This window comes from Gemmatimonas aurantiaca (genome assembly GCF_037190085.1).
Classification (GTDB): domain Bacteria; phylum Gemmatimonadota; class Gemmatimonadetes; order Gemmatimonadales; family Gemmatimonadaceae; genus Gemmatimonas; species Gemmatimonas aurantiaca_A.
On the sequence record NZ_JBBCJO010000005.1, the window covers coordinates 413,062 to 435,059 of the forward strand.

The 21,998-nt window shown below is 64.7% G+C and carries 17 protein-coding genes, 3 tRNA genes, 3 rRNA genes and 1 pseudogene; 1 reads left to right on the forward strand and 23 read right to left on the reverse strand.

Features of this window, described 5'->3' with window-relative positions:
* From WG208_RS07580 to WG208_RS07650, 15 genes and pseudogenes are all read right to left on the reverse strand, one after another.
* Window positions 1-1,011, reverse strand: a complete 1,011-nt coding sequence (locus WG208_RS07580; RefSeq protein ID WP_337170734.1) for a PorV/PorQ family protein — start codon at window positions 1,009-1,011, stop codon at window positions 1-3.
* Window positions 1,008-1,907, reverse strand: a complete 900-nt coding sequence (gene era / locus WG208_RS07585) for a GTPase Era (RefSeq protein ID WP_337170735.1) — start codon at window positions 1,905-1,907, stop codon at window positions 1,008-1,010. Before era ends, WG208_RS07580 begins: the two co-directional genes overlap by 4 nt.
* A 115-nt stretch (window positions 1,908-2,022) precedes the next feature.
* Window positions 2,023-2,139: ribosomal RNA gene (gene rrf / locus WG208_RS07590) — 5S ribosomal RNA — on the reverse strand.
* A 165-nt stretch (window positions 2,140-2,304) separates the two neighbouring features.
* Window positions 2,305-5,252: ribosomal RNA gene (locus WG208_RS07595) — 23S ribosomal RNA — on the reverse strand.
* A gap of 310 nt (window positions 5,253-5,562) precedes the next feature.
* A 16S ribosomal RNA gene (locus WG208_RS07600) occupies window positions 5,563-7,086 on the reverse strand.
* The 16S, 23S and 5S rRNA genes sit together here, the layout of an rRNA operon.
* Before the next feature lie 885 nt (window positions 7,087-7,971).
* Window positions 7,972-8,043: transfer RNA gene (locus tag WG208_RS07605), tRNA-Lys, on the reverse strand.
* 36 nt (window positions 8,044-8,079) lie between these two features.
* Window positions 8,080-8,153: transfer RNA gene (locus WG208_RS07610), tRNA-Arg, on the reverse strand.
* A 178-nt stretch (window positions 8,154-8,331) separates the two neighbouring features.
* Window positions 8,332-8,405, reverse strand: a tRNA-Pro gene (locus tag WG208_RS07615).
* Window positions 8,406-8,447: 42 nt separating this feature from the next.
* Entirely contained in the window at window positions 8,448-9,176 is a 729-nt protein-coding gene (locus WG208_RS07620) for a non-canonical purine NTP pyrophosphatase (RefSeq protein WP_337170736.1), read from the reverse strand.
* 10 nt (window positions 9,177-9,186) lie between these two features.
* Entirely contained in the window at window positions 9,187-9,942 is a 756-nt protein-coding gene (gene rph, locus WG208_RS07625) for a ribonuclease PH (RefSeq protein ID WP_337170737.1), read from the reverse strand.
* Window positions 9,935-10,333 (reverse strand): annotated as a pseudogene (gene rfaE2, locus WG208_RS07630) (D-glycero-beta-D-manno-heptose 1-phosphate adenylyltransferase); the annotation flags it as partial. The pseudogene rfaE2 and the gene rph, both read right to left, overlap by 8 nt.
* A 119-nt stretch (window positions 10,334-10,452) precedes the next feature.
* Window positions 10,453-11,034, reverse strand: coding sequence for an LptE family protein (locus WG208_RS07635; protein ID WP_337170739.1), 582 nt, complete (start codon window positions 11,032-11,034; stop codon window positions 10,453-10,455).
* Window positions 11,009-11,686: a hypothetical protein gene (locus WG208_RS07640; RefSeq protein WP_337170740.1), complete on the reverse strand. Its 678-nt coding sequence runs from the start codon at window positions 11,684-11,686 to the stop codon at window positions 11,009-11,011. The genes WG208_RS07635 and WG208_RS07640 overlap by 26 nt, the downstream gene beginning before the upstream one ends.
* A 37-nt stretch (window positions 11,687-11,723) precedes the next feature.
* Entirely contained in the window at window positions 11,724-13,496 is a 1,773-nt protein-coding gene (locus tag WG208_RS07645; protein ID WP_337170741.1) for a peptidylprolyl isomerase, read from the reverse strand.
* Window positions 13,497-13,499: 3 nt separating this feature from the next.
* Window positions 13,500-13,985, reverse strand: coding sequence for a thioesterase family protein (locus tag WG208_RS07650; protein ID WP_337170742.1), 486 nt, complete (start codon window positions 13,983-13,985; stop codon window positions 13,500-13,502).
* Window positions 13,986-14,093: 108 nt separating this feature from the next.
* Between WG208_RS07650 and WG208_RS07655 the strand changes: the two genes are divergently transcribed.
* Entirely contained in the window at window positions 14,094-14,858 is a 765-nt protein-coding gene (locus tag WG208_RS07655) for a UDP-2,3-diacylglucosamine diphosphatase (protein WP_337170743.1), read from the forward strand.
* A gap of 30 nt (window positions 14,859-14,888) precedes the next feature.
* Here WG208_RS07655 and WG208_RS07660 read toward each other — a convergent pair whose 3' ends face one another.
* The 8 genes from WG208_RS07660 to rbfA all read right to left on the reverse strand — a co-directional run bounded on the left by WG208_RS07660 (window position 14,889) and on the right by rbfA (window position 21,998).
* The gene (locus tag WG208_RS07660) at window positions 14,889-15,566 is read right to left on the reverse strand and encodes a hypothetical protein (protein ID WP_337170744.1); all 678 of its coding nucleotides are present in this window, start codon (window positions 15,564-15,566) and stop codon (window positions 14,889-14,891) included.
* Complete coding sequence (locus WG208_RS07665) at window positions 15,563-15,955, reverse strand: RidA family protein (RefSeq protein WP_337170745.1); 393 nt, start codon at window positions 15,953-15,955, stop codon at window positions 15,563-15,565. The genes WG208_RS07660 and WG208_RS07665 overlap by 4 nt, the downstream gene beginning before the upstream one ends.
* A 16-nt stretch (window positions 15,956-15,971) precedes the next feature.
* Complete coding sequence (locus WG208_RS07670) at window positions 15,972-16,808, reverse strand: TatD family hydrolase (RefSeq protein WP_337170746.1); 837 nt, start codon at window positions 16,806-16,808, stop codon at window positions 15,972-15,974.
* A gap of 26 nt (window positions 16,809-16,834) precedes the next feature.
* Window positions 16,835-17,842 (reverse strand): protein translocase subunit SecF, encoded by a 1,008-nt coding sequence (gene secF / locus WG208_RS07675; RefSeq protein ID WP_337170747.1) that lies wholly within the window; start codon window positions 17,840-17,842, stop codon window positions 16,835-16,837.
* A 7-nt stretch (window positions 17,843-17,849) separates the two neighbouring features.
* Window positions 17,850-19,514: a protein translocase subunit SecD gene (gene secD, locus WG208_RS07680; protein WP_337170748.1), complete on the reverse strand. Its 1,665-nt coding sequence runs from the start codon at window positions 19,512-19,514 to the stop codon at window positions 17,850-17,852.
* 168 nt (window positions 19,515-19,682) lie between these two features.
* Window positions 19,683-20,651: a bifunctional riboflavin kinase/FAD synthetase gene (locus tag WG208_RS07685; RefSeq protein ID WP_337170749.1), complete on the reverse strand. Its 969-nt coding sequence runs from the start codon at window positions 20,649-20,651 to the stop codon at window positions 19,683-19,685.
* The gene (truB, locus tag WG208_RS07690) at window positions 20,651-21,571 is read right to left on the reverse strand and encodes a tRNA pseudouridine(55) synthase TruB (RefSeq protein WP_337170750.1); all 921 of its coding nucleotides are present in this window, start codon (window positions 21,569-21,571) and stop codon (window positions 20,651-20,653) included. The genes WG208_RS07685 and truB overlap by 1 nt, the downstream gene beginning before the upstream one ends.
* Window positions 21,572-21,593: 22 nt before the next feature.
* A complete protein-coding gene (rbfA, locus tag WG208_RS07695; RefSeq protein ID WP_337170751.1) occupies window positions 21,594-21,998 on the reverse strand; it encodes a 30S ribosome-binding factor RbfA in 405 nt (134 codons plus the stop codon).

Here is a 21,998-nt window from a genome sequence, read left to right on the forward strand (position 1 = left end):
TCAAAACCGCGCCCGGAGCATGACATAGGTGGGCGGACTCGAGAGATCGCGTGAGAAGGAGTCGAAGCGGCGCGCGATATCCAGACCGAACCCTCCACTGCGAAATCCAACGCCGATCGATGGTCCGGCCGTGAGATCGGAACCCGTCTTGTATCCGCCTTGCAGGAAGGCGATCTGGCGGTACCCCAACGTGACGCCTGCCCCAACGACCGCCTCGCCCATACTGTTGGTACTGAAAAAATCCGTCGCCAGCTCGAGGGAGGCGTTGTTTCGCTCGAGTGCGGCCAGCGGGACCTGCACCCGGGCACCCACCTGCACGAGGCGCGGCAGCGGGTCTGCCTGAGCGGCGTCCTTGACCTGCATATCCGGCCCGATATTGCGAATGGCCAACCCCAGCGAGACGGGGAGTTTTGTCGGTGTCAGATATTGCACACCAAGATCGACGGCACTCGTCGACGCCTTCCTATCCGTCCAGGTCGGGCCGCAGTAGCCGGAACAGGGGTTTCGGAGCATGATGAATTTGTACGTCACCCCCGCATTGAACCGCTTCCCCATCGGGCTGGCATACGATGCCGCGAGGATGTAGTTGTATACGCCCAACGTGCCGCCCGACGGCGACTCGGGATCGGGGCCCGTCTGGGGCACGCTGCCGAAGTCGACGATCGTTCCGGAGACCGCCAGCGTGCCGAGTACCTTCGACGGCACCGCCAGCGCAATCGTGTTCGCGTCGAACGCGAGGGACTGGGTGTTGTGCACGGCGATCTCCCGCTTGGGCAACCGCGCAAGCAGCGCCGGATTCCACCACATCGCCTCCGTGCCAAGCAAGGTATCGGCCACCGTGGCATCACCCTGCCCGATCGCGCGCGCCCCGGGCGGCATGTTGAGAAAGGCCACGCCTTCGTTCTGCGCCATCGCCCGGTCCGGCGCGAACGCGAAAAGCAACGCCCCCGCCATCGCGAAACGCAGATGACGCCACAGGCTTCCCTGCCTGCCCATTCGTGCGCAGCTCACGCGCGCGTGTTCGGGTCGCCGTAACCGAGCCGCATGACGGCCGCACGATTGCGGCGCCAATTCGGCAACACCTTGACCCAGAGGTCGAGGTACACGGACTGACCGAGGAAGCGCTCGATCTTCTCGCGCGCCACCCGTCCGAGCTTCTTGATCTGCTGCCCGTTCGCTCCGATCACGATGCGTTTCTGGCTGTCACGTTCGACATGCAGGACCGCACGAATGTACAGCGGTGAACTCCCTTCGCGGAACTCCTCGATTTCACACGCCAGCGCATGCGGCAGTTCATCGCCCAGTTGTTCGAGGGCGGTCTCGCGCACGAACTCGGCGCAGAAAAACCGGGTGGGCTGCGTGGAGAGCTCGTCATCCGGATACAGATATGGGCTTTCCGGAAGCCGCTCGGCGATCGCCTGCACGAGGGCCTCGATCCCTTCTCCGGTGACGGCCGAGCAGAAGACGGCTTGGGGATGCAACACCCGCAGCGCATCGCGACGTTCGGCGTCGAGGAGATCGGCCTTGTTGAGCGCCAGCAGCACGGAGGCGCGGGGCGCCTGGTCGAGTTGTGCGGCTTCGGCGAAGGATGTGGGAATGGCCCGCGTCGCGTCGACGACATGCACCAGCACGTCCGCGTCGCGGACGGCGGCCAGTGCGGCGTTGCGCATGGCGCTGTGCAGCGTGTCGCGGGGCTCGAGCAGTCCGGGCGTATCGAGAATCACCATCTGGGCGTTGTCGGCGGTACGGATGCCGACGACGCGGTGGCGGGTGCTCTGCGCCTTGCTGGAGGTGATGGCGAGGCTTTCGCCGACCAGCCGATTGAGGAGGGAGGACTTCCCGGCATTGGGGAATCCTGCGACGGTGACGATACCGGCCCTGGTGGGAGCAGTCATGGGATCACTCATGGGGACTCGGTGTGCGCGCTCGGTGTGCACGCGATGAGCGGGATCGAGTGGCAGGTAACAATGACGAAGCCCCCGCCACCGGGACAGTGTCCAGTGTGACGGGGGCTTCAAAGGGTGCCGGCAACGGCCTACTCTCCCGCGAGCTCTCGCCCGGAGTACCATCGGCGCTATCAGGCTTGACGACCGTGTTCGGGATGGGAACGGGTATGGCCCTGACGCTCTAGTTGCCAGCGAAACTTCAGTTGTCAAAATCGCTGTATGCGACTGCGTAGACGCAGCGCGAATGCAGCTGACAAACGGATGGGAGTGATCATGGGGCTTCGTCGCCGTGCGAGGCGATGCGAAGCATGACGTGCGTGTGCTCTGCGGGATTGCTTAACCATGGAAAAACCATGGGGGAGTCAAGCCGCACGGGCGATTAGGACGGCTGCGCTCGGAACGTCTTGCAACGCTTCCACGTGCCGCCTATCGACGGAGTAGTCTCCTCCGGCCCTTCAGGGAGCTCAAGGCTCCAGGGAGAATTCATCTTGGGGGGCGCTTCCCACTTAGATGCTTTCAGCGGTTATCGCCACCGACCATCGCTACCCGGCGTTGCAGCTGGCGCCACAGCCGGGACACGAGCGGGTCGTCCGACTCGGTCCTCTCGTACTAAAGTCCGCTCCCCTCAATTCTCCAACGCCCACGACGGATACAGACCGAACTGTCTCACGACGTTCTGAACCCAGCTCATGTGCCACTTTAACCGGCGAACAGCCGGACCCTTGGGACCTTCTCCAGCCCCAGGATGTGACAAGCCGACATCGAGGTGCCAAACCGCGCCGTCGATATGAACTCTCGGGCGCGATAAGCCTGTTATCCCCAGCGTACCTTTTATCCGTTGCGCGATAGCCGATCCACACCGGGCTACCGGATCACTACGGCCGACTTTCGTCTCGGCTCGACCCGTCGGTCTCGCCGTCAGGCTGGCTTCTGCCGTTACACTCTATAAGCGCGATTACCGACCGCGCTGAGCCAACCTTCGCGCGCCTCCGTTACTCTTTCGGAGGCGACCGCCCCAGTCAAACTGCCCACCTGCCACGGTCCCGGATAGGGTTTGCCTACCGCGGTGAGGCGTTCACACAGCACAGGGTGGTATTTCACTGATGCCTCCACGAGAGCTAGCGCCCCCGTCTCAACGGCTCCCACCTATGCTACACAGTCCTATGCAAACGCCAATGACAAGCTACAGTAAAGGTGCATGGGGTCTTTTTGTCCTGTCGCGGGGACTCGGAATCCTCACCGAGACTGCTATTTCGCCGAGCGCGTGGTCGAGACAGTGCCCAAGTCGTTACGCCATTCGTGCAGGTCGGAACTTACCCGACAAGGAATTTCGCTACCTTAGGACCGTTATAGTTACGGCCGCCGTTTACCGGGGCTTCGGCTCAAAGCTTCGGGATTGCTCCCTAACCTCTCCCCTTAACCTTCCGGCACCGGGCAGGCGTCAGTGCGTATACGGCGCCTTACGCGGCTTGGCACGCACCTGTGTTTTTGCTAAACAGTCGCTTGGGCCGATTCTCTGCGGCCTCCTCGAGCGACCAGAGCAAGTCTGGCTACCAGAGGGGGCATCCCTTCTTCCGAAGTTACGGGATCATTATGCCGAGTTCCTTGACCACGTTTCACTCGTTCACCTGAGGCTACTCGCCTAGCCCACCTGTGTCGGTTTGCGGTACGGACGTCCTATATCCTCCACAATCAGCTTTTCTTGCCTGCCGACTCTACACGACTTGGTGTTGGGTTGCCCCGCCACCTCGTACTCGGGTCTCGATTGCTCTACACCCTTGAACGGTCATCCACAAGACCGCTCGCGCTTCGTTCCAGGGTCCCTGATTGCTTCAACGGATACAAGACGGGGCCGGAATTTTGACCGGCTGTCCATCGGTTACGCCTCTGGGGCCTCACCTTAGGGTCCGCCTCACCCTGCGCTGATTGCCATGGCGCAGGAATCCTTGGGCTTACGGTGTGCGGGGTTCTCACCCGCATTTGCGCGTACTCAATCCGGCATCCTCACTTCCCTTCGCTCCACGAGTATCGTTTCCACGCTCGCTTCAACGCACAGGGAACGCTCCCCTACCCCTGCAGCAAAGCTGCAAGACCAAGCTTCGGCGGGCCGCTTAATCCCGACCATTCTCGGCGCCATCACGCTGGACTGGTGAGCTATTACGCACTCTTTCAAGGAATGGCTGCTTCTAAGCCAACCTCCCAGTTGTCTCTGCACGACGACATCCTTCGCTATACTCAGCGGCCACTTCGGGGCCTTAGCTGTGGTTCTGGGTTCTTTCCCTCTCGCCGCTGGACATTATCGCTCAGCGACTGCCTCCCGAGGTCCATCAGTCAGGTATTCGGAGTTTGGTAGGGGTTGGTAGGGTCTACGACCCCCCGCGCCCTTCCAGTCGCTCTACCCCCTGCTGACACGCCTCGAGGCTCTACCTCAATAGATTTCGGGGAGAACCAGCTATCTCCAGGCTTGATTGGCCTTTCACCCCTACCCACAAGTCATCCGAATGGTTTTCAACCCACACCGGTTCGGGCCTCCACTAAGTGTTACCTCAGCTTCACCCTGCTCATGGGTAGATCGCCCTGGTTTCGGGTCGTACCCCCAGATACTCATGCGCCCTCGTTACAGGACTCGCTTTCGCTGTGGCTCCGGTGCTGAGCACCTTAGCCTCGCATCTGAGGAGTAACTCGCCGGATCATAATGCAAAAGGCACGCAGTCAGCCGTGACCGGTTGCCCGGTCCAGCCTCCTACCGCTTGTAAGTATGTGGTTTCAGGATCTCTTTCACTCCCCGCACAGGGGTGCTTTTCACCTGTCCCTCACGGTACTCGTCCACTATCGGTCACATAGGAGTCTTTAGGCTTGGAGGGTGGTCCCCCCGGTTTCACGCCCGATTACTCGGGTCGGGCGTTACTCAGGAACTCTACTACAACCAGTACATCGCCTTCGCCTACCGGGCTATCACCGTCTTTGGCGCTCCGTTCCAGGAGACTTCGACTGACTTCGCTGATTGCGTGTGTAGGTCCTACAACCCCGCTCCCACAAGGAGAACGGTTTGGCCTGTGCCCGTTTCGCTCGCCACTACTCAGGGCATCTCGTTTGATTTCTCTTCCTCAGGGTACTTAGATGTTTCAGTTCCCCTGGTTTGCTCCACTTGCGTGGTAACCGAACTCGCGCTCGGTTGGGTTTCCCCATTCGGAAATCTCGGGATCAATGCGTGTGTGCCGCTCCCCCGAGCTTATCGCAGCTTACCGCGTCCTTCATCGCCTCTATGTGCCCAGGCATCCCCCACATACTTTCGTTCGCTTGACTCTTTCCCAACTGTTCAAGCAAAGCACGCGCTTTCGAACGAGTGAGCGTTTACAGAAGCACGCCTTTCGACGTGCAATCGGTACTACGTCTCACTGAGGTTCTTCGTCCTAGCAGCAGTGCGCCCGGCCGATGGCCGCACACATCTGCTGTAGTACCCACGATCACTACCCACATCCGTTGTCAAACAGCATCGACCCTTTCGGATCGAAAGAATCGACAATCGTTGTTGAGATCGAGAATGTGCAGAGCGGACGACTTGCTCCGGGACTTTCGAACCGACGCCCGAAGGCCGTTCTACTCGTCGCTCCGGAAAGGAGGTGATCCAGCCGCAGGTTCCCCTACGGCTACCTTGTTACGACTTCGCCCCAGTCACTGCGCTCGCCTTAGGCGGCTTGGCCCCTTGCGGGTTCCGGCACCGACTTCGGGCGCTCACAGCTTCCATGGCGTGACGGGCGGTGTGTACAAGGCCCGGGAACGTATTCACCGCGGCGTCGCTGATCCGCGATTACTAGCGATTCCAGCTTCATGCCGTCGAGTTGCAGACGACAATCCGAACTGAGGCCGGCTTTAGGGATTGGCTCCAGATTGCTCTTTCGCAGCCCTCTGTACCGGCCATTGTAGCACGTGTGTAGCCCCAGACGTAAGGACCATGATGACTTGACGTCGTCCCCACCTTCCTCCGGTTTGGCACCGGCAGTCCCCCTAGAGTCCCCGACTTTACTCGCTGGTAACTAAGGGCAAGGGTTGCGCTCGTTGCGGGACTTAACCCAACATCTCACGACACGAGCTGACGACAGCCATGCAGCACCTGTGAATGAGCTCCGAAGAGGGGCCCCTGTTTCCAGAGGCTTTCCCATCCATGTCAAGCCTGGGTAAGGTTCTTCGCGTTGCGTCGAATTAAACCACATGCTCCACCGCTTGTGCGGGCCCCCGTCAATTCCTTTGAGTTTCAGCCTTGCGGCCGTACTCCCCAGGCGGGGGACTTAATGCGTTAGCGCCGGCACTCGAGGGGTCGCTCCCCCAAGCACCTAGTCCCCATCGTTTACGGCGTGGACTACCAGGGTATCTAATCCTGTTTGCTCCCCACGCTGTCGCGCCTCAGCGTCAGCTACTGCCCAGCAGGCCGCCTTCGCCACCGGTGTTCTTCCGGATCTCTACGCATTCCACCGCTACACCCGGAATTCCACCTGCCTCTACAGTGCTCTAGTCCACCAGTTCGCACGGCAGACCCGGGGTTGAGCCCCGGGCTTTCACCGCACGCTTAGCAGACCGCCTACGCGCCCTTTACGCCCAGTGATTCCGGACAACGCTCGCACCCTCCGTATTACCGCGGCTGCTGGCACGGAGTTAGCCGGTGCTTCCTCACCCGGTACCGTCAGAGCAGAAAAATCTGCTTGTTCGTCCCGGGCAACAGGGGTTTACACACCGAAATGCTTCATCCCCCACGCGGCGTCGCTGCGTCAGCCTTTCGGCCATTGCGCAATATTCCCCACTGCTGCCTCCCGTAGGAGTCTGGGCCGTATCTCAGTCCCAATGTGGCTGGCCATCCTCTCAGACCAGCTACCCGTCATTGCCTTGGTAGGCCGTTACCCCACCAACTAGCTGATAGGCCGCGAACTCCTCTAGATGCCCCGGAGGTTTCCTCACCAAGTGATGCCACCCGGTGAGCGTATGCGGTATTACCCGGCCGTTGGGCCGGCTATCCCCCACATCTAGGCAGATTGTTCACGTGTTACGCACCCGTTCGCCGGTTGCCCTTGCGGGCCCCCGTGACTTGCATGTGTTAAGCACGCCGCCAGCGTTCGTCCTGAGCCAGGATCAAACTCTCCAATAGTTAAAAACCTTGAAGGTTTCGATAGGCTCTTCGCATGATCCGACCGGATCAACCGGTCGATCGAAACGCGAATCACAGAATCATCAGGTTGATCTCTCGCTGCAGCCCTGAAGAAGCCGCAGGTCATAGAGACCGCCCCGCACATCCGTCGATCTCAACATCGATTGTCAAACAGCGAACCTGCTATGTTTTCGCAACCGCTTGCGGCTGCGTAACTTACATCTTTTTGTTTTGCCACCGTTTCGGCGGCAGTCTCTAAGCTTAACCTGCTGTCTTCGCTTCGTCAAGGCCTCGCTTTCGGTGTCTTTTGTCGCGACGTCAGTCGCACGCAACACACTTTCGAGACCCTCCGGACCGCCGCGCAACTCGCGTCGCGTCGTGCATCGTCCGACGAAGGGGTGGCGAAGTTATGTGTTCAGGGTCAGGAGCGCAAGCCCCAATCGCGATCTTTTTCAGGGATCACCGCCCGCCTTTCGACAGGCCCCACCAACCACATCACCACACCGGAGACAGCAACGGCGGCCAGGGAACCCCTGCCGCCGCGGTCAGGTGGCCGAAGCCACCAAGAAGCATCACCGGGAATCGAACCCGATCACCACCGAGAGAAAACCGTGAAAGCCTCGAAGAGTTGAGATCCGTTCCAGCGAGCACCGAGATCGGCCTGCAGAACCACGACCAACAACACCAAACAGCCTTACCGACTTCACCAGCGTTTGCAGCCCGGCCCGAAGACCCGCCGCCATGCCATCGAAGCAGGACTCAATCGTGACACGATTGCGACCGCGTTTGCTCCGAGTCTCACTATTTAATCGGGCTGGCTTGGAAACACAAGGGGTGTTTCGAAACTTTTTACCCGATCCGTCCGTGAAACTGGACGCCCTGCAGTGCACCCTCTAGGACTCGAACCTAGAACCTACTGATTAAGAGTCAGCTGCTCTACCATTGAGCTAAGGGTGCATGACTCGCGTGTATCCGAGACTTCGACCAACCCAGCGCGCCAGGAGGGATTCGAACCCCCGACCAACAGCTTAGAAGGCTGCCGCTCTATCCATCTGAGCTACTGGCGCCTACCCGTCGCAACTGGTCACCCTCCCGGGCACCTTGCCACCCTGCCGAAGCAGGCCCTGCTCCGCTCGCATGAAATCGAACGGTCCCACCTGCCAGCCGATCGCCGCAGATACCCCGGCGTTCCACCGGCACCGCATGGATCCACCGATTCGACACCACGCCTACGACACCAACGGATCGGGGCGGCCGGATTCGAACCGGCGACCTCCTGCTCCCAAAGCAGGCGCGATACCGGGCTACGCTACGCCCCGTACATCAGGAGCCGCGCAGTATACCTTCGCACCCCGGTCAGGTCAACGGGGGTGCCGCACCGGCTTCGCAGCGCCTGCTCCCAACCGGGCCCGCACCTCCGCCAACAGCGCCCGGAAGGCCGCGCCCCGATGACTCACGGCCGCCTTCTCCTCCCGGGTGACTTCCGCGAACGTGCGCCCGCCCAGTGGGGTCGACGCGAACCAGGGATCGTAGCCAAAACCACCCACCCCCCGCGGCGTCCGCAGAATGGTGCCCGCGCTTTCGCCGATCGTGGTGAAGCCGGTGACACGGCGGCCCGCCTCGCCTTCATGGCCTGGCACTCCCGCCGGCCAGGCGCAGGCCGCGGCACAGACATAGTGCGCGGTCCGTTCCGGACGGCCCCGCGCAGCCGCGTCCTCGAGTGCCGCCAGCAGCAGCCGGTTGTTCTCGGCATCCAGCGCCTCACCCTCGAGATCGGTGCGCCCACTCCAGCGTTTGCTGTGCACCCCGGGACGCCCGTCGAGCGCGTCCACGCACAACCCGGAATCGTCGGCGAGCACCACCCGTCCACTGCGCTCGGCGAACCAGCGCGCCTTGGCGAGCGCGTTTTCCGCGAAGGTGGCGTGCACTTCGAGCCGCTCCTCCTCGGGCGACTCCGCCAGGCCCGCATCGGTCAGCGTCTCCGCGGCGATGCCGGCCTCCACCAGCAACGCCGACAGTTCATGCAACTTGCCCGCACTGCGCGTGGCCAGCAGCACGGGGCGTGTGTGGTTCAACAGCGCATCGCTCATGGTGCATCGCTCAACGACGCGACTCGACACTGAGGGCCTGGCCGAGGATGCGCGACTGCTCGGCGAGCAGCGTCTCGATTCCCGATACCGCGGACCGCAGCAACGCATCGAGTTCCTCACGGGAGAACGTGCCGTGCTCGCCGGTGCCCTGCACCTCCACGAACCGGCCCTCGCTGCTCATGACGACGTTCATGTCCACCGCGGCGCGCACGTCCTCCTCGTAGTCGAGATCGAGGCGCACCTCGCCGTCCACCACGCCGACACTGATGGCCGCCACTCGTCGCTTCACCGGCGACGAGATAATGCGCCCCGTGCTCACCATCCAGGCGAACGCATCGTGCACGGCCACGCAGGCGCCGGTGATTGCCGCCGTGCGGGTGCCGCCATCGGCCTGCAACACGTCACAATCGACCTTGATGGTGAACTCGCCGAAATGGAAATCGTCGAGCATCGCGCGCACGGAACGTCCGATCAGGCGCTGGATCTCCTGCGTGCGACCGCCGAGTTGCTGACGCTCGCGGGAGGATCGCGTGCGCGTCGCCCGTGGCAGCATGGCGTATTCGGCGGTCACCCAGCCTTCCCCGCTGCCCTTCTTCCAACCCGGCACACCCGCCTCCACCGACGCGGCACACAACACCCGCGTGCCGCCGAACGACACGAGACAGGAGCCTTCGGCGTATCGCACCGCGCCACGCTCGAGGGTGACTGCACGCAACGCATCGTTCGTGCGTTCGGTACGCGCACGGGGAATGGAAATCTCAGGCACGCAGTTTCTCGATGATCGAGGTAGTGGACTGTCCCGCCACGAGCGGGACGACGACGACGCGCCCACCGCGCGCCGTCACGAGATCGGCCCCAACGATCGTCTCGGGCGAATAGTCGCCGCCCTTGACGATCACATCCGGCTGCAGACAGGCCACGAGTTGCTGCGGCGTGTCCTCGCCGAACACCACCACGGCATCGACGGCTTCCAGCCCGGCCAGCACCAGCGCGCGTTCGGCGGTGTTGCGCACCGGACGCGTGGGCCCTTTGAGACGCTGCACCGACGCATCGCTGTTGATCCCCACCACGAGCGCGGCCCCTTCACGGCGCGCCGTGTCGAGCACCTGGATGTGCCCGGGATGCAGCAGATCGAACACGCCGTTGGTGAAGACCACCGGTCCGTGCACCTGTTCCCGCCAGGCCGCGGCCTCGTCCCAGCTCATCACCTTGCGTGCCGGATGACGCGGCGTTTCGCCGTCCGCATCACTCGTTGCATCATGCCTCGCTTCACGCATCACCATTGCGACTGCAGCCCCTCGACGATGTCGTTCATGAGACTCTCGAGTGCATTGCGTCGCCCGGTCTTTTCCGAACCTTCGGCGTACTGCCCTTCACGCTGCAGGCCGGTCTTCTTGTACAACTCGCGCCCCGTGGCCTGCTCGATGATCTCCACATCGAGCGAGAGCTGCAGTCGTCGCCTGGTCGTGGTGGTCTGCCGGCCATCGGCGCTCGCACCGGCCGGCAGATCGACGTCGTATTTCGCGACGACGCCACGCACCACGAGATCGGCGCGCGCCTCGGGCGCTTCGCGCAGGTTGAGCCGGTCCCGCATCACCTTGCGCAACTCGTCGAACACTTCGCGTTGCAGTTCGGGTGACGCCGTCTGATTGTCGAAGGGCTGGATGGCCACGGTCTTGATACTGCGCGGCAGGCCACCACCGCCCGAAAAGCTGTAACACGCGGGCAACACACTCAGTGCGGCCGACGCCACCAGCGTGCGCACGGCCATGCCATGCACCGCGCCGGTCACGACGCGCTGCCAGAAATCCCTGCGCGTGATCCGCTGCGCCTTATGATCGGCGCCAGATGGCTGCATCGAATCCCTCGACGAACATGGTATCGGTCACGGCGATCGTCAGACGACGTTTGCCGCGTTCATGAACATACTGCACGCGCCACTGTCCGTCGGCGCCGCGCTGACGATCGAGCCACTCCACGACCTTGCCACCTTCGATGCGTTCCACGCGCTGCAGGTCGGTGCCCGTAATGGCGAGACGCCACGCCCGGCCATCCGCCCCCGACGCGTCCTTGCCACGCAGGACACCGAGGTCGGCGCGCAAGATCGCCCCGTCCATCCGCGCCGTGGTATCGGGGGTGGCCGGCACGGCGAGACGGCCGAGCGATGCCCACAGCAGCGGCGGGGGCGGCAGCAGACGTTTCACGAAATCCGCGCCGGGTGTCACGAGTGAATCACCCAACAGAATGGCATATCCACCGGCCATGCCGTTGCGCAGGAAAAAATCCAGCCGTGCACGATCGGGGCCCTGCACCCGCACGGCCCCATCGCCGTTGGCTTCGAACGTCTCGTCCTTGTACGTCCAGGTGAAGCGCAGCACATGCGGTCGGCTGTCGATCGACAGCGCGGGCAACTTCGCCGGTGTGGGTGTTCCCACCAGGGGCTGCGCTTTTGGCGCGCAGGCCGCGAGCCCCACGGTCAGCATCACCGTCGTGGCCACTCTGATGGTCACTCTCGTGATCACTCCCGTTGTCACCATGTTGCCACCATTACGGAACCCGGACCCGAAGCATGCGATCTCCCTGGACGATGCGATCCATCACCTCGTACCCGTCGATCACACGACCGAACACGGTGTAGCCGCCGTCGAGATGCGGCTGCGAGGAGTGGCAGAGGTAGTACTGACTGCCACCGGTATCGGGCCCGGACGTGGCCAGTCCGAGGCATCCACGTTCATGACGTTTGCGGGTCCAGCTCTCACGAAGCGTGAAACCGGATGCCCCCGAACCATCCCCGCTGGCGTCGCCATCCTGCACGACGAAATTGGGTACCACGCGGTGGAACCAGGTGTTCCGATACGTGCCGTTCTGCGCGAGACGCACGAAGGCTTCGACCACCAACGGCGCCTCCCGTCCGAAGAGTTCGAGTGTGATGGTACCCCGGTCGGTATCGATGAAGGCGCGGGTGGGTGTGCTGTTCAGCACATATCGCCGCACCAGCGCCTCATAGTCGGCCAGTGGTCTCGGCTGCGGCGTCGTGGAACGTGCATTCGCACCGCCCGCGGCATTCGCCGCACCATTGGCCGTGGAGTCACGCCGGCCCAGACGCATGCGCGCCGCGCGCTGTACCCGCGGATCGCGATCGGCGAGCAGACGGATCGCCACGGCCGTGTCCCGGCGCGCGGCGGCCGATTCGCGATCGACGGCGGCGACCGCGGCCACGCGATACTGCCAGTCGGTATTGCCACTCCACTCGGTTTCGATCTCCGGCGCCAGATTCACGTCGAGACGCCGGGCCTGTCCGAGCAGGAGACGGCGCACGGCGAGTGCCGTGTCGGCATTCCATGCCCGTTGCCATCTGGCGAGATCCTTGCCCAGCGGTTCTCCCGCCACTTCCGCAATGGCGACGCGCACATTGGCCGCAGGGTCGCGGAACAACGGGTCGACCTGATCGGCCACCGCGGGTCCGAACGATGCCAGACTGCGTGCGGCGTTCACTCGCACACGTTCACTGCTGTCCCTCACCAGTACGCGTAGCGCTTCACGGGCTGGCGTGGCCAGTGAATCCCCCACCGTGGCCCTGGTCAGCGCGCGTGCCACGTGTTGCCGCACCTCTTCGTCGCGATGCGCACGCACGGTCATGACGGCACGTGCTCCCGCCGGTGCGCGCAATCGTCCGATCACGTAGGCGGCCGCCCGTACGACCTCCGCCGATGTATCGGCCAACCATGGCGTGACGAGCGGGATCGGCGCCGGACGCAGCTTCACCGTGGCCAGCAGCAATGCCGCGCGCACGGCCGGCGCGCGCTGCGCCGCGGTACTCGACACCAGCGGCCGCGCCTGCCCTTCGCCCAGCGCCACCGTGAGCACGGTGCGCGCCGGTTCGCCGATCTCGCCGAGTGACCACGCGGCTTCACGCGCCACGGGATCGGGAGCGCCGGCCACGGCACGAGCCAGCATCACGAGTGCGGCGGTGTCTTTGCCAATGCCGAGGGCATAGGCCGCGTTGGCCGCGATACTGGTGTCGCCATCGACCAGCAATTGCCGCAACACGGGGTAGCGCGCTTTCATGCGCACCTGTCCGATGGCCAGCGCCGTGCGGGCCCTCCGCCCTGCATCGCCATCACGCAGCAAGGCATCGACGAGCAGGGTATCGGCCTGTCGTTGATCGACCATCGACAGAAGACGCGCTTCCCGTCGCACGACGCTCTCCGCGCCATTCTCTTCGCCCGCCCCTGCTCCCGGCCCCATTGCAGCTCGTGCGCAAGCCGAGAACAGGATCCCCACGCAGCCGGTCAGCAGCAGTCCGAGACATTTCCGCATGCGTCACTCCTTGCGAGGTGGTGTCGAAGTGGTCGACGCGGCCAGCGCCGCATCGTCCGTGCCCTCGGAATCATTCGCGGCGGCGGCCAGCCAGTCGCGCACATCACGCGGCAGTGTGGCGAGTCGTCCTTCGACGTTGGTGCACACGAGCGAGGTGGTGGCGCGCACGAGTACGGTCTCCTGCCCGTCGTCGTCCACGCGCATCACCCGATAGGCGAAGGTCATGCCGCGTGATCCGACGGCCGCGATGGTGGTGTACACCCGGATGCGGTCGTCATAGCGCGCCGAGGCGTGAAAGCGGATCGTGGCTTCCGAGACGGCGAGCCGGACGCCGTCACGTTCGAGGTCGGCGTACGAACGTCCGGCCGCACGAATGAAGTCCGTGCGCCCGATCTCGCACCACACCAGGTAGTTGGCATGGTACACCACGCCCATCTGGTCGGTCTCGGCGTATCGCACGCGGAGTTCGGAAATCGTCTCGAGAGGCATGCGGGGAAGATGTCGGCGTAACGGGACGCCGCCAAGCAACGTGGACCGGGCAGCGATACGGTCCAACGTCGATTTGTCCACCGACCGCGGACGGGTTAGACTGCCCTCGTGCTGCCCACCCCTTGCTATGTCGTCGGCGATGCGCATCTCGGCGTGGCTTCCCGAGAGGCCGAGCGCGGATTGCTGCATCTCCTGCGAACGGTGCCGGAGGACGCCCGTTCGCTGGTGATCATGGGCGATCTGTTCGACTTCTGGTTTGCCTGGCGCCATGCGATGCCGCGCGTGGGCTTCCGGGCGTTGGCGGCGCTGGCCGATCTGCACGACGCCGGCATCCCCGTGCTATGGATCGGCGGCAATCACGATTGTTGGGGCGGAGAGGCCCTGCGTGCCGAAACGGGGGCCGAGTATACCCTCGACCCCTGGCGGGGCCTGATCGGCCCGTGGGACACGCTGCTGGCGCACGGCGACGGCCTGCGTGACAAGGAAGACGCGCCCTACCGCCGTTTGCGCACCGTGTTGCGTCATCCGCTGTCGATCACGGCGTTTTCATGGCTGCACCCCAATCTGGCCACCTGGATTGCGGCCCGATCATCCCATACCAGCCGCAAGGCGCGCGCGCGCGACGGTGGCGCAGGACTGCTCGCGGTGGGGAGTGCGGCTCTTGCCGATCCCGATGGCCCTCGGCTGGTGCTGCATGGGCATTCGCACGTGCCGATGCTGCGGCAGACAGGGCGTGGTGTCTACGGCAATGCGGGGGCCTGGTATCTCGATCAGCAGTATCTGGTGATCGATGACGCCGCGATCACCCGGCGGCAGTGGAATGGCGCGACACCGGCGACGGTGCTGGACCGGATCGAACGGCAAGCCCTCTGAGGGCTACCGGGTGATCGCTCCAATACGCCGCTAGAACCGCACCGAAACGACGAACATCGGCCCCTGCGTGGTGGGCGCCGCGCTGAGCTGCACGGGCATATCCCACAGCTGCGCCGACACGAACGCATCGGCACCGGCAAAGAGGTGATTGAAGGCAATCACCGCGATCCAGTCCTCGGCGTGCAGCCGACGCGCCCGCACGAGATCGCTGGTGTACGGCCCCACGATGGTGCCGCTGGCCGTGACTTTCGTTTCCGTACCAGTCCCGGACGTGGACACCACGAATTCGTCGGGAATGGTGTCGGTCAGATAGCGGCGGGCCTCGCGTACATCGGCGGCGGTGCGCCGCAGCATGACCAGCGCCGCCAGTTCGACACTGGCGAACAGGGCACCCGACGATCCACGGTCGAGTCGGGACTGCCCCAGGCCCGGCAGCAGCACCGAGTTCAGAAACGCACGCTTGGGGGTGAGCGGCGCCTTGCCCCGCATTCCCAACGTGGGCGCAACGGTGCGAGCGGGGGGCTGCGCGGGAATGCTGGGCGTCGGCATCGGTGCTCCCGCCGGCGGCGTGGGCGGAGTCACCCGCGCGCTGTCGGTGCGCTGCTGAGCGTGCAGAAGTCGCGGCGCGATCGCCATGGACAGAGTCAGGACGACCGCAGCCACGGCGCGTTCGATGCGCACGCTCGTCCGCCGGAGGCGCATGTTCACGCGGTGGGCAGCGCGGCCACGAGTTCGATCTCCACGCGGACGTTGCGTGGCAGTCCGGCCACGGCCACCGTGGAGCGCGCCGGACGGGCATCACCCAGCACCCGCGCGTAGACCTCGTTCATGGCCGCAAAATCGTCCATGGTGCGCAGAAACACCGTGGTCTTCACCACCGAAGCCCAGGTGCAACCCGCTTCGGTGAGCACGGCTGTCAGGTTGGCCAGAACCCGATCGGTCTGCGGCCCCACGTCCTCGCCCACGATCTCCATGCTCACCGGATCGAGTGGAATCTGTCCGGCGGTGAAGAGAAATCCGTTCGCCCGGACCGCCTGGGCATACGGCCCGATGGCCTTGGGAGCATGGTCGGTGTGAAGCGACGTGACGGTGGTCATCGTGAAGGAATTCCGTTCAGGAAGTGGCAGGCGACCGCAGCGCGGATGCGTCGTCGGACGGCAGAGCAAAAAAACGGCGGGTGTTCCGCAACGTGATCGCCGCGAGGTCCCCGGCGGCTATCCCACGAACCTCCGCCAGGCGCCGCACCGTGAGCGGTACCCACGAAGACTCATTGCGTTTCCCGCGATACGGTACCGGGGCAAGATAAGGGGCATCCGACTCCACCAGCAGACGGTCGTCCGGCACCAGACGCAGCAGCGTTTCGTCGGTCCAGTTGCGGAACGTGATGATACCGCTGAACGACACGTGCCAGCCGGCCGCGAGTCCGGCTTCGGCCAGACCTGGCGTACCGGTGAAACAATGCAACACGCCGCGAACACCGGCCGCCTGCGCGTCGCGCAGCATGTCGCGGGTATCGTCCTCGGCCTCCCGTGTATGCAGCACGATGGGTCGGTCGAGCTCCGCCGCGAGACGCAATTGTGCGTCGAGGGCCTGGCGCTGCGTGGCACGCGGGGAGTGATCGTAGTGATAGTCGAGTCCGCACTCCCCGACCGCCACCGCGCCAAGCGTCACGGCTTCGCGCACGGCCTCGGCATCGCGGACATCGTCCCATGCCGCCGCATCGTGGGGATGCACGCCGCAGGTGTGAAACACGAGCGAGGGATGCCGGGCGGCAATGGCCCGGGCCCGCGCGGCCGCGGCCGGTGACTCCCCGATACAGACGAGGGCCCGCGCTCCTGCAGCGCGGGCCCGTTCGATGATGGCCTCCACGTCGTCCGCGAAGGCCTCCGATGCGAGGTGGACATGACTGTCCGCAAAGTCGAATGCGGAGGCCGATGCCACCTCGTTCATCGTCGCAATGACAGGGGTGCCGACGCTCAGCGCGTCGACACCTTCCCGGTGCCACGCGCCGGCGCGGCGGCCACGGGTTCACCCGCACGCACGGCGCGGGCCGTGGCCGCATCGTCGAGACGCGGCCACTTGTGCTCGATCCAGAGCAGCAGCGGACCGGCCACGTAGATGGACGAGAACGTCGCCATCACCACACCGAACGCCATGACCCACGCGAACGGCCGGATCACTTCACCCGCCAGCAGCAGCAGCGCGAGCGTGGCCGAGAAGGTCGTGGCGTGCGTCATGATCGAGCGCGGCAGCGTCTCGTTGATGGAGCGATCGAGAATGTGCGACAGCGACTCGCCCTTGTGCGGCTTCTTCAGGTTCTCACGCACACGATCGAAGATGATGATCGTGTCGTTGGCCGAGTAGCCGACGAGGGTGAGAATGGCGGCCACCACGGTCAGCGAGACTTCGATATGGAAGATCTTGATGAACGCGAGCGTGATCAGGATGTCGTGCGTGGTGGAGAGCACGGCGGCCAGACCGAAGCGCCAGTCGAACCGGATGGCGAGGTAGATGAGCGTGAAGATGGACGCGATCAGCATCGCCATCGCGGCACCGGTGCGCAGTTCGGCGCCGACCTTGGGGCCGACGGCTTCGGTGCGCACGATCGTCACGGCTCCCGCACCGAACTTGGCGTCGAGCGCCGTCGCGATGGTCTTGGAGATGCCTTCGGCACCGGCAGCCTGGGCTTCCACCTGCTTCTCGTCACGCGCGCGGATGGTGAAGTCGGTGGCGGTACCGTACTGCTGGATTTCCGCGCCAGTGATGCCCGCGGCGTCGAGCGCGCCACGGACCTCAGCCACATCGGGCGGCGTCTTGAACTGCACCTGCATCAGCGTGCCGCCGGTGAACTCGATGCTGTAGTTGACCCCACCGGTCACCGCGAAGCTGATGAACCCGGCGGCGATGAACGCCAGCGTGAGCCCTGCGGCCACACGCCACCAGCGCACGAACTCGTACTTCGTATTGTGAAAGATGCGCAGCATGGTGGCCTCAGATGCTCAGCGCCTGCGTACCGCGCGAGCGGTTCAGCCAGACGAGGAAGAAAGTCTTGGTCACGAAGATCGTCGTGAAGAGCGCGGCCACGAGACCGGCGATGAGCGTAACGGCGAAGCCGCGGACCGGTCCGGTGCCGTACTGGTACAGCACCATGCCGGAGAGAATCGTCGCGGCCGAGGTGTCGATGATGGCGCCGAGCGCGTGCCGGAAGCCTTCGTCGATGGCGAGACGCGTGGATTTCCCGTGATCGAGCTCTTCGCGGATGCGCTCGAAGATCAGCACGTTGTTGTCGACGGCCATACCGATGGAGAGCACAAAGCCGGCAAGACCGGGCAACGTCACCACCGCATTGAAGCCGGCGAGAATCGCCAGGGTATACACGAGATACAGCAGCAGCGCGATCACGGCGAGCACGCCGGAGAAACGGTAGTACACCACCAGGATCACGAGCACCAGCGCAAAGGCGACGCCCAGTGCGAGCACGCCCTTGGTGATGGAGTCGTTCCCGAGGCTGGCACCGATCTGTCGCACTTCGGCGACCTTGAGCGGTACCGGCAGTGCACCGGCGCGCAGGACGAGTGCGAGGTCCTGCGCCGACTGCAGCGTGCCGCCGCCGAGGGTGATCTGGCCGTTGCGGCCGATGGCGCTGTTCAGGATGGGCGCCGTCACGACCTTCTGGTCGAGCACGATGGCCATGTTGTCGCGCACATGCTTGCCCGTTTCGGACTTGAAACGACGCGCGCCTTCGTTGTTCAGCGTGAACTGCACCACGTTGCCTTCCACCGGATCGGTGGCCGGACGCGCGTCGGTCAGCACTTCACCCGTGATGATCGGACGCGCATCGAGCACGTAGAGCGCACGGTAGCGCTGCGTGCCGGAGACCAGCGAATCGACGCCCCAGCGGATCACCTTGCCCGGCGGCACCGCGGCCTGGAGCGCGGGGTTCTGGAGCGCGCGGTCGATGGCCGGATAGGCCGACTCGGGCACAATGTACTGTCCGGGAATCTGACCGGCCTGCACATTCGAACTGAAGAGACCACCGACCGGCGCCTTGGCCGCGCTGTCCGCGCCCGTGGTGCCAGCCACCGCCGTGGAATCCTTCGCACTGTCGCTCTTCTGCGTGAGCAGCGCACCGACCGACGTGGCCTTCGCGGAATCACCCGAGGCCGACGCGGCACCGGACGCCACCGAGATGCCCTGCGCCTTGGCGATTTCGTCGAAGCGCGCGATCACCTTCTCCAGCGCCTGCGTCTTGTCGGTGATCTGGAATTCGAGGAAGGCCGACTTCTGCACGACGTCCTGCGCGCGTTCGGCATCGTCGATACCAGGCAGTTCGACGATCAGCCGTTCGGCGCCCGCCTTCTGCACCACGGGTTCGGCCACGCCGAATTCGTCGATGCGTTGACGCACGACCTTGAGCGCCCGGTCGAGCGCTTCCGATTTGTCGGCGACGGTCTGCTTGGATTCGTCGACTTCGAGGGTGAGATGCATTCCCCCCTGCAGATCGAGTCCACGCTTGAGCGGGACACGGCGTACGGTATCGTAGACGAACACGCCGTCGCGTTTGACGCGCTCGACGACCGTGCGCGGGAAGAGCGCGAACACGGACGCCGCCAGGAGCCCCACAATGAGCAGGATGCGGTACTTCAGGTTTGCCATCGATGCCGGTGGCCAGAGGAAATGTCGACGCGCCGGACCGAAGGGGCGCGGGAAACACGGCAAGCGCACGCGAAGTGCACCAAGCCCCTAAACTTAGGTGCGCTCGACGCGCGGCGGTAGCCAGTCAGGGGCCGTGCGCGGGAAGATCGGGCAGGGATCCGGCAGGAATCAGGCGGGAAATTCCATGGGAGACTCGCCACCGGCCTGACGCAGGGCGTCCCTGGCCTGCCGCTCGTCATCCGCCAACTGCGCCCGCAGCGCGTCGATGCCGGAAAACGGACGGGTGCCCCGCAACCGTCGCACGAAATCGAGCCGGATGTGGGCACCGTACCAGTCCCGGCCCGCATCGAACACATGGGTCTCGATACGACGGCCGGCATCTCCGAAGGTCGGACGGGGGCCCAGGTTCAGCATGCCGCCGAACGGGCCCTCGGGCAGCTGGACCCGCACCGCGTACACGCCGTCCGGCGGCAGCAACTTCCGGGGAGACGGCGCGGACAGGTTGAGCGTGGGATACCCGATGGTGCGCCCCCGCTGATCGCCCCGCACGACCACACCCGACACGCTGTACGGCCGGCCAAGACCGGCGGCGGCCCGATCGAGATCGCCCTCACTGATGGCCTTCCGGATGGTGGTCGAACTGATCGCCGTGCCATCGGCCGCGTGCACCGGCGACAGCACCGTCACGCCGAATCCACGCGCGGCGCCCAGCGCCCGCAGCACCGTGATGTCACCCAGACGTCCGCGGCCGAAGCCATGATCGTGGCCCACCAGCAACTCGGCCATCGCAAAACGTTCCCGCAGCACGTGATCGACGAAGTACTCCGCTTCGAACGCGGCCAGCGTGGGCGTGAACGGCAGGACCGCCACGTACGACACCCCCGACTGCGCCAGCAGCTCGAGCTTCTCCTGATGCAACGTGAGCAGCGGCGGAGCGACGGCCGGATTCACCACTTCGAGCGGATGCGGCTCGAACGTGATCACCACGCTGGGCAATCCACGCGCCGTGGCACGCTGCACCAGACGCTCCAGCACATCGTGATGACCGCGATGCACACCGTCGAACGTGCCCACGGTGACCACCGCGCCTTCCGGCGGCACGGGCAATCCACATTCGATCGGAGTAATGTCGGGCATCATTCGTTTGCTCCGCCGTTCGCGCCGATCAGCACCACGCGTGGCTGCCACCGATCCCCCGCGCGCACGGCCAGTGCGGCGACCGCTCCATCGTACACGAGCGCAGCCTGCGATCCCGGCAAGGTGGCCGGCAACGTGCGACCGAAACGCAGTGCCTGCACGCCGTCATCATCGATGACTTCGCGCGCGATGTCGCCGAGCAGATCGAGTGGCGAACGCAGGGTCAGGTCGCCGTCCGCCACACTGCCGGGAACGAGCTGTTCATAGGGCACGGCCTGCTCCACCGTGGCGGGGCCGCTGGCCGTGCGTCGCAGCGTCGCGCAGTGCGCCGCGCTGCCCAACGCGCGACCGAGATCGCGCGCGAGGGCACGGATGTAGGTGCCTCCGCCACAGGTGATGCGGACATCGAGGGTCTCTTCCGTGGCGCCGAGCCACTCCCAGCGATGCACCTCGACGTCCACCGGCGGCAGGACGACCTCCTGTCCACGCCGCGCCAGATCGTAGGCCCGCTGACCATCCACATGTTTCGCGGAATACTGCGGAGGCACCTGTTGAATGCGGCCCGTGAGCTGGGACTCGGCCGCCACCCGCGTTGCATGTGCCGGCTCACCCAACACGTCGCGGGCGGGCACCGGCGCTTCACGGATGGTCCGACCGGTGCTGTCGTCGGTGTCGGTTTCGCTGCCGAACCGGATGGTCGCCTCGTACACCTTGGGTTCACCGACGATGTACGGCAGCAGTCGTGTGTACGGCCCAATGGCCACGACGAGCAATCCCGTCGCGAACGGATCGAGGGTACCCGCATGCCCCACGCGGCGCGTGCGGGCGGCTCGGCGCACCAGGCCGACCACATCATGAGACGAACGACCGGCGGGCTTGTCGACATACAGAACGCCCGACCGCATCGGAGCGCCGATCATCCCGTGCGCTCCGTTGTCCATGTCATTCGGCTCCGTCGGCGCCATCGGGCGTCTCTGCCGAGGCGTCCCGCTGCTCCCGTTCATCGCGGATCTGCGAGAGGAGCTGTTCGATGCGTGAGGCCCGTGCCACGCTTTCGTCGGTCCGGAAATGGATCTCCGGTGCCGAACGCAGACGCAGGGAACGGCCCAGTCGCGAGCGAAGGTGACTGGCCACGCTGGCCAGCCCCTCCGTCGTGGACTTCTTGTCGGCCTCGTCGCCCATCAGGCTGACGAAGACCGTCGCGTGCCGAAGATCGCGCGTCACATCCACCGCCGTGACGGTGACGAACGCGCGGATCCGCGGATCCTTCGCGCCTTCCGACAGGAAGGTCGCGACCTCTTCGCGGATCGCTTCGGCGACGCGGTCAGGACGCCGCGGTTCGCCCAT